Here is a 5123-nt window from a genome sequence, read left to right as displayed (position 1 = left end):
TCGAAAGCGGCTTAACAACCCGGTAGTCAGTCAGACGAAAGCGAAAATAAACGCTTGACTCTGAAAGAGGAAAGCGTAATATACGCCACCTCGAGTTAGCAAGCGAAAGCGCGTAACTCACTGCTCTTTAACAATTTATCAGACAATCTGTGTGGGCACTCGCAGGATTGATATCTCAGCATCTTCGGATGCAACAAAATATCAAGTCTTGAAGAGTGACTACTGATTTTATAAACAGTTTTAATTCTTTGAGCATCAAACACTTTTAAATTGAAGAGTTTGATCATGGCTCAGATTGAACGCTGGCGGCAGGCCTAACACATGCAAGTCGAGCGGTAGCACAGGGAGCTTGCTCCTGGGTGACGAGCGGCGGACGGGTGAGTAATGTCTGGGGATCTGCCTGATGGAGGGGGATAACTACTGGAAACGGTAGCTAATACCGCATAACGTCGCAAGACCAAAGAGGGGGACCTTCGGGCCTCTTGCCATCAGATGAACCCAGATGGGATTAGCTAGTAGGTGGGGTAATGGCTCACCTAGGCGACGATCCCTAGCTGGTCTGAGAGGATGACCAGCCACACTGGAACTGAGACACGGTCCAGACTCCTACGGGAGGCAGCAGTGGGGAATATTGCACAATGGGCGCAAGCCTGATGCAGCCATGCCGCGTGTATGAAGAAGGCCTTCGGGTTGTAAAGTACTTTCAGCGAGGAGGAAGGCATTAAGGTTAATAACCTTAGTGATTGACGTTACTCGCAGAAGAAGCACCGGCTAACTCCGTGCCAGCAGCCGCGGTAATACGGAGGGTGCAAGCGTTAATCGGAATTACTGGGCGTAAAGCGCACGCAGGCGGTTTGTTAAGTCGGATGTGAAATCCCCGGGCTCAACCTGGGAACTGCATTCGAAACTGGCAAGCTTGAGTCTTGTAGAGGGGGGTAGAATTCCAGGTGTAGCGGTGAAATGCGTAGAGATCTGGAGGAATACCGGTGGCGAAGGCGGCCCCCTGGACAAAGACTGACGCTCAGGTGCGAAAGCGTGGGGAGCAAACAGGATTAGATACCCTGGTAGTCCACGCCGTAAACGATGTCGACTTGGAGGTTGTGCCCTTGAGGCGTGGCTTCCGGAGCTAACGCGTTAAGTCGACCGCCTGGGGAGTACGGCCGCAAGGTTAAAACTCAAATGAATTGACGGGGGCCCGCACAAGCGGTGGAGCATGTGGTTTAATTCGATGCAACGCGAAGAACCTTACCTACTCTTGACATCCAGAGAACTTTCCAGAGATGGATTGGTGCCTTCGGGAACTCTGAGACAGGTGCTGCATGGCTGTCGTCAGCTCGTGTTGTGAAATGTTGGGTTAAGTCCCGCAACGAGCGCAACCCTTATCCTTTGTTGCCAGCGGTTCGGCCGGGAACTCAAAGGAGACTGCCAGTGATAAACTGGAGGAAGGTGGGGATGACGTCAAGTCATCATGGCCCTTACGAGTAGGGCTACACACGTGCTACAATGGCGCATACAAAGAGAAGCGACCTCGCGAGAGCAAGCGGACCTCATAAAGTGCGTCGTAGTCCGGATTGGAGTCTGCAACTCGACTCCATGAAGTCGGAATCGCTAGTAATCGTAGATCAGAATGCTACGGTGAATACGTTCCCGGGCCTTGTACACACCGCCCGTCACACCATGGGAGTGGGTTGCAAAAGAAGTAGGTAGCTTAACCTTCGGGAGGGCGCTTACCACTTTGTGATTCATGACTGGGGTGAAGTCGTAACAAGGTAACCGTAGGGGAACCTGCGGTTGGATCACCTCCTTACCTAAAAGATACAAACCCGCGTAGTGCTCACACAGATTGTCTGATAGANNTATTTGCTCTTTAACAATCCGGAACAAGCTGAAAATTGAAACGACATGTCGTCTCATTCCTCCGTAATAAGGAATGGGGTTAAGACATGTTCGAGTCTCTCAAATTTTCACAACAGCGATGGTGTCTCACGAGACATCTTCGGGTTGTGAGGTTAAGCGACTAAGCGTACACGGTGGATGCCCTGGCAGTCAGAGGCGATGAAGGACGTGCTAATCTGCGATAAGCGTCGGTAAGGTGATATGAACCGTTATAGCCGGCGATTTCCGAATGGGGAAACCCAGTGTGATTCGTCACACTATCGTTAAGTGAATACATAGCTTAACGAAGCGAACCGGGGGAACTGAAACATCTAAGTACCCCGAGGAAAAGAAATCAACCGAGATTCCCCCAGTAGCGGCGAGCGAACGGGGAGCAGCCCAGAACCTGAATCAGTTTGTGTGTTAGTGGAAGCGTCTGGAAAGTCGCAGGGTACAGGGTGATACTCCCGTACACTAAAATGCACATACTGTGAGTTCGAAGAGTAGGGCGGGACACGTGGTATCCTGTCTGAATATGGGGGGACCATCCTCCAAGGCTAAATACTCCTGACTGACCGATAGTGAACCAGTACCGTGAGGGAAAGGCGAAAAGAACCCCGGCGAGGGGAGTGAAACAGAACCTGAAACCGTGTACGTACAAGCAGTGGGAGCCTCTTTTATGGGGTGACTGCGTACCTTTTGTATAATGGGTCAGCGACTTATATTCTGTAGCAAGGTTAACCGTATAGGGGAGCCGCAGGGAAACCGAGTCTTAACTGGGCGTTAAGTTGCAGGGTATAGACCCGAAACCCGGTGATCTAGCCATGGGCAGGTTGAAGGTTGGGTAACACTAACTGGAGGACCGAACCGACTAATGTTGAAAAATTAGCGGATGACTTGTGGCTGGGGGTGAAAGGCCAATCAAACCGGGAGATAGCTGGTTCTCCCCGAAAGCTATTTAGGTAGCGCCTCGTGAACTCATCTTCGGGGGTAGAGCACTGTTTCGGCTAGGGGGCCATCCCGGCTTACCAACCCGATGCAAACTACGAATACCGAAGAATGTTATCACGGGAGACACACGGCGGGTGCTAACGTCCGTCGTGAAGAGGGAAACAACCCAGACCGCCAGCTAAGGTCCCAAAGTCATGGTTAAGTGGGAAACGATGTGGGAAGGCACAGACAGCCAGGATGTTGGCTTAGAAGCAGCCATCATTTAAAGAAAGCGTAATAGCTCACTGGTCGAGTCGGCCTGCGCGGAAGATGTAACGGGGCTAAACCATGCACCGAAGCTGCGGCAGCGACGCTTATGCGTTGTTGGGTAGGGGAGCGTTCTGTAAGCCGTCGAAGGTGGACTGTGAGGTCTGCTGGAGGTATCAGAAGTGCGAATGCTGACATAAGTAACGATAAAGCGGGTGAAAAGCCCGCTCGCCGGAAGACCAAGGGTTCCTGTCCAACGTTAATCGGGGCAGGGTGAGTCGACCCCTAAGGCGAGGCCGAAAGGCGTAGTCGATGGGAAACAGGTTAATATTCCTGTACTTGGTGTTACTGCGAAGGGGGGACGGAGAAGGCTATGTTAGCCGGGCGACGGTTGTCCCGGTTTAAGCATGTAGGCGGAGTGTTTAGGTAAATCCGGACGCTTATTAAACGCTGAGGTGTGATGACGAGGCACTACGGTGCTGAAGTAACAAATGCCCTGCTTCCAGGAAAAGCCTCTAAGCATCAGGTAACATTAAATCGTACCCCAAACCGACACAGGTGGTCAGGTAGAGAATACCAAGGCGCTTGAGAGAACTCGGGTGAAGGAACTAGGCAAAATGGTGCCGTAACTTCGGGAGAAGGCACGCTGTCGGTAGGTGAAACCCCTCGCGGGTGGAGCTGAAGGCAGTCGAAGATACCAGCTGGCTGCAACTGTTTATTAAAAACACAGCACTGTGCAAACACGAAAGTGGACGTATACGGTGTGACGCCTGCCCGGTGCCGGAAGGTTAATTGATGGGGTTATCCGCAAGGAGAAGCTCTTGATCGAAGCCCCGGTAAACGGCGGCCGTAACTATAACGGTCCTAAGGTAGCGAAATTCCTTGTCGGGTAAGTTCCGACCTGCACGAATGGCGTAATGATGGCCAGGCTGTCTCCACCCGAGACTCAGTGAAATTGAAATCGCTGTGAAGATGCAGTGTACCCGCGGCAAGACGGAAAGACCCCGTGAACCTTTACTATAGCTTGACACTGAACATTGAGCCTTGATGTGTAGGATAGGTGGGAGGCTTTGAAGCGTGGACGCCAGTCTGCGTGGAGCCAACCTTGAAATACCACCCTTTAATGTTTGATGTTCTAACGTAGACCCGTGATCCGGGTTGCGGACAGTGTCTGGTGGGTAGTTTGACTGGGGCGGTCTCCTCCTAAAGCGTAACGGAGGAGCACGAAGGTTAGCTAATCACGGTCGGACATCGTGAGGTTAGTGCAAAGGCATAAGCTAGCTTGACTGCGAGAGTGACGGCTCGAGCAGGTGCGAAAGCAGGTCTTAGTGATCCGGTGGTTCTGAATGGAAGGGCCATCGCTCAACGGATAAAAGGTACTCCGGGGATAACAGGCTGATACCGCCCAAGAGTTCATATCGACGGCGGTGTTTGGCACCTCGATGTCGGCTCATCACATCCTGGGGCTGAAGTAGGTCCCAAGGGTATGGCTGTTCGCCATTTAAAGTGGTACGCGAGCTGGGTTTAGAACGTCGTGAGACAGTTCGGTCCCTATCTGCCGTGGGCGCTGGAGAATTGAGGGGGGCTGCTCCTAGTACGAGAGGACCGGAGTGGACGCATCACTGGTGTTCGGGTTGTCATGCCAATGGCATTGCCCGGTAGCTAAATGCGGAAAAGATAAGCGCTGAAAGCATCTAAGCGCGAAACTTGCCCCGAGATGAGTTCTCCCTGACCCTTTAAGGGTCCTGAAGGAACGTTGAAGACTACGACGTTGATAGGCTGGGTGTGTAAGCGTAGCGATACGTTGAGCTAACCAGTACTAATGATCCGTGAGGCTTAACCTTACAACACCGAAGGTGTTTTGAGAGAATTTAGAGAGAAAGAGTAAATTTTCAGCTTAGTTCAGGATTAAATTGATGGTTATGCGGATGCATGACGGTCAATAACAGAATTTGCCTGGCGGCCGTAGCGCGGTGGTCCCACCTGACCCCATGCCGAACTCAGAAGTGAAACGCCGTAGCGCCGATGGTAGTGTGGGGTCTCCCCATGCG

The 5123-nt window shown here is 52.1% G+C and carries 3 rRNA genes; all 3 read left to right on the top strand.

Annotated elements, in window-relative coordinates:
• The first annotated feature begins 267 nt into the window (after positions 1 to 267).
• Positions 268 to 1807: ribosomal RNA gene (locus tag HX778_RS12935) — 16S ribosomal RNA — on the top strand.
• Positions 1808 to 2007: 200 nt separating this feature from the next.
• A 23S ribosomal RNA gene (locus HX778_RS12930) occupies positions 2008 to 4916 on the top strand.
• Positions 4917 to 5027: 111 nt separating this feature from the next.
• Positions 5028 to 5123 (top strand): 5S ribosomal RNA (rrf, locus tag HX778_RS12925); the annotation flags it as partial.

Origin of the sequence: Cedecea sp. P7760 (genome assembly GCF_013386425.1) — a bacterium.
GTDB classification, from domain to species: Bacteria; Pseudomonadota; Gammaproteobacteria; order Enterobacterales; family Enterobacteriaceae; genus Cedecea; species Cedecea selenatireducens.
This window is presented reverse-complemented; position numbering and strand designations above follow the sequence as displayed.